This window comes from Devosia psychrophila (genome assembly GCF_000971275.1).
Classification (GTDB): domain Bacteria; phylum Pseudomonadota; class Alphaproteobacteria; order Rhizobiales; family Devosiaceae; genus Devosia; species Devosia psychrophila.
Window position 1 is genome coordinate 1 of record NZ_LAPV01000030.1, and the last position, 3,058, is coordinate 3,058.

Consider the following 3,058-nt stretch of genomic DNA (forward strand, 5'->3'; position numbering starts at 1 on the left):
CCGGGACGACTGCGGGTTCCCAGCGAATGACCCATGTCGAAAGATTTGAGGCAAGCGAGCTCAGATCGGGAAGCAGAAGAGCATCAAGGTCAGCTTGCGTGGTGATCTTGCGGGCCCTGGCTTCGTCGCTGACCTCGATGTCGGCACGGGCGGAGCCAACTTTATATCCCTCGACCCAGCGTTCCTGGCTGGTCTTTTCAAGGAAAAAGTCGACGAACTGGAGGGCGAGTTCTTTGTTATCGGCCCCCACAGGCACATTGAGAGTCGCAATAAGGGGTATCGAGCCTTCCTTGGGCAGGACGTAGTCGACGGGCGCACCACTATCGACGAGCAGTTGAGCCCGACCGTCCCAGAACGGCATTGCCCAAACTCGACCGTCCCGGATGTAGCTTTCGAGAATCGCGGAAGCTTGTTCAAAACCGATTGATTGAGCGGCGAGGCGTGCCATGGCTTCAAAGCCAGGATCGATATCGTTGTCGACATCCCCGCCGTGCACCGAGGACATCAGCTGGGTGAGGAAGGCCGCCATGATATTGGCAAAGGTGGGCAGAACGATCCGGTTATCGAGGCGCTCGTCGTACAGGTCGGTCCAGGACGTGGGCGCTTCTTCGAACATGTCGGTGCGATAGAGCAGCGCAAGATATTGGAGCTCGTGGACAGCTCCGCACGCGCCGGCGACGGCACTGATGGCGGCATTGAGGTGAGCGAGGTTAGGGACCGTTTGCACGCTCAGAGGCTCCAACAGACCCTCGCGACATCCTTCGAGGGACTGGGACGCGGTCATCACCACAACATCGAAGCCGGGACGCCCATTGGTGGCTTTGATTTTGGCGTAATCCTGTTGCGAGGAGCCCACCGCATCATAGATCACCGAAACGCCGAACTGCTCTTCGAACGGCTTGATAATGGCGTCTTGAATGATCTGCTCGTATGGCCCGCCATAGCTGTTGACGATCAGTTCCTGACCGTGAGCGATGGTTGCGGCGCCTGACAGCACGGCAGCAGATGCCGCAAGGAATAAGCACTTCAGGATGTTCCCCCTCTCGTTTACTTGCATTGGGCAAAGTGGCGGGGAACGGAAAGGATCTCCAATATTAAGCTTCGCACATTAATATCGTAACGCTATCAATGGCTGCACCTTTGTATCCTCCTATCCGTTCCCGACAAAATCAGGACCGGACGGTGCGTTCGAAGGTTTTGAGTTGCTGGAAGACGGAAAGCCATAGCTGATAGCCGCGCTCATCACCGTCTTGGCGGGCATAGACTGCACACCAGGCAGCGATGGACGCAGCTCTCTGTCCAAAGATGTGAGCGACAGTGGTCGCGGCTAGGGTCGGACTGGCTTCAAGATTTTTGACATCAGTGACCGAGCCCCAGGGCAGGGGCGTGGATGGTGGATGTATGCCTGACATATCGGTGCTCCATTACGAGCCCAGCACGTTGGTGGCCGGACGTTTCAATGGCAGGCAGCTGGCCCACATCGTCCGGAAGCACCATCAGTCAGTCAGCAGTCGATGCAAATGAATCCTAGCAATAATAATCCTAGACACAAGGATCAATTTTCGATGCGCATGAGTATTTTTGGCGCCTTGTCGACACAGTCATGTCAGCGGTGACGCGGCCTTAAATCAACGATATTTCGCGATTAATGCTCATCTACCGCGATTTTCTCTAGGCTTTCCAATCGCTCTTCACACACTTTCTGAACCAGCGCGTTCAGCTGTTCGGTGTGATCCATGAGCCAGTGCAACGCCTCCTCGCTGATCTCATAATGCTTGGAATAGCGGGCTTTGACATAGGCTTCATTGAGAACGTTAAACCAGGCATTGTAGCGGTGTTGATCACGAGGCCAGGCGTCAATCAGACGACGGTCACGATCCTCGGCAAGCATGCGCAGGAATTTCAGGTTGTGCGAGGGCGGGCTGTAGTTCGTCAGGACCAGCAGTACTGTCGCATAAGTTTGCTCTACTGATTGGTGTAACTCGAAGGCCGCCTCGTTTGTCATGTATCTGGACAGGGCAAACCTGCTCAACTCCAACCTATTTATTGCCGACTTTGAGCGTTGATTGTAGTGCTCCCACGCCACATCACAGGCCTGCTCGGCGGTAAGCACTCCCGGCTCAGCGAGTTCTCGATCGTCCATTTCATAGAGAAGGACGCCCTCTCTGCGGATGTCGGCGAAGAAGTACTGAGCATTGCGCAGGGCATTGTTCACCTCGCGACCCGAGTGCACAATCAACCCCACCGGCACACCAATCGTAGGCTCGCGGTTTAGCCGGTCCGTAGCCCGGTCCCAATATTCAAACCCCGCGAAACGGCTCTCGTTGACGATGACGAGAATGTCGTAGTCCGAGCGATAGCCCTTCATCGTGTGCGGCTCATCGACCCAAGTGCCTTTGGCATATGATCCGAACAGAATGATCTTAAGGATGCGCCCGCGGCGCTTGGCCTCCGACTTTGCTTCTTTGAGCGCGTCGTCGAACTCCTCGTGGACGATCTCGACGATGCGCGCGACGTTGCGCTGCTTGCTTTCGGGAAGGTGATCGAGGCTGATCTTCATTTTTGGAGGCCCCTTTAGGTTCGCGAGCACCATGCCTTTTGAACTATGCCTAACCGGGAGTAGCCTGACAACATTGTTGGCAATTGATTTATGAATTCGACGCTTACATACTCGCAGAAGAATACGGCGCGCTAACTTGAGCCACGGACCGCAATGGAATTTCGCCAGCTTTCTTTGTTCGTCGCGCTTGCCGAAGAGCTACATTTCGGCCGAACCGCAGCTCGGCTGAATATCGCTCAGCCGGCACTGACTGTGCAAATCCAGAACCTTGAGCGCGACCTCGGGGTTCAGTTGCTGAGCCGATCGACGCGACGGGTTCAGCTGACCAAAGCGGGCGCCGCTTTCTATGAGCGAAGCCGAAGGATACTGGGCGATCTGGAAAACTCGCGCCTAGTCGCTCAGGCCATTGCCGGGAAGGACCTGAAGAAGCTCACGATTGGCACAATTTATCCTGCCACCTTCGGAGTATTGCCAGCCTTCCTAGCCAAGATCGGTCGT

General features: G+C 55.6%; 3 protein-coding genes. 1 reads left to right on the forward strand and 2 read right to left on the reverse strand.

Annotation, left to right across the window (positions count from 1 at the left end):
• Positions 1-1,057 (reverse strand): ABC transporter substrate-binding protein (locus WH91_RS02960; RefSeq protein ID WP_046169537.1); only part of this gene is annotated, 1,057 nt, incomplete at its 3' end.
• A gap of 588 nt (positions 1,058-1,645) precedes the next feature.
• Entirely contained in the window at positions 1,646-2,560 is a 915-nt protein-coding gene (locus WH91_RS02965) for a nucleotidyltransferase and HEPN domain-containing protein (protein WP_046169538.1), read from the reverse strand.
• Between the two features lie 153 nt (positions 2,561-2,713).
• Between WH91_RS02965 and WH91_RS02970 the strand changes: the two genes are divergently transcribed.
• The coding region (locus WH91_RS02970; RefSeq protein WP_046169536.1) for a LysR family transcriptional regulator at positions 2,714-3,058 on the forward strand (345 nt) is incomplete at its 3' end.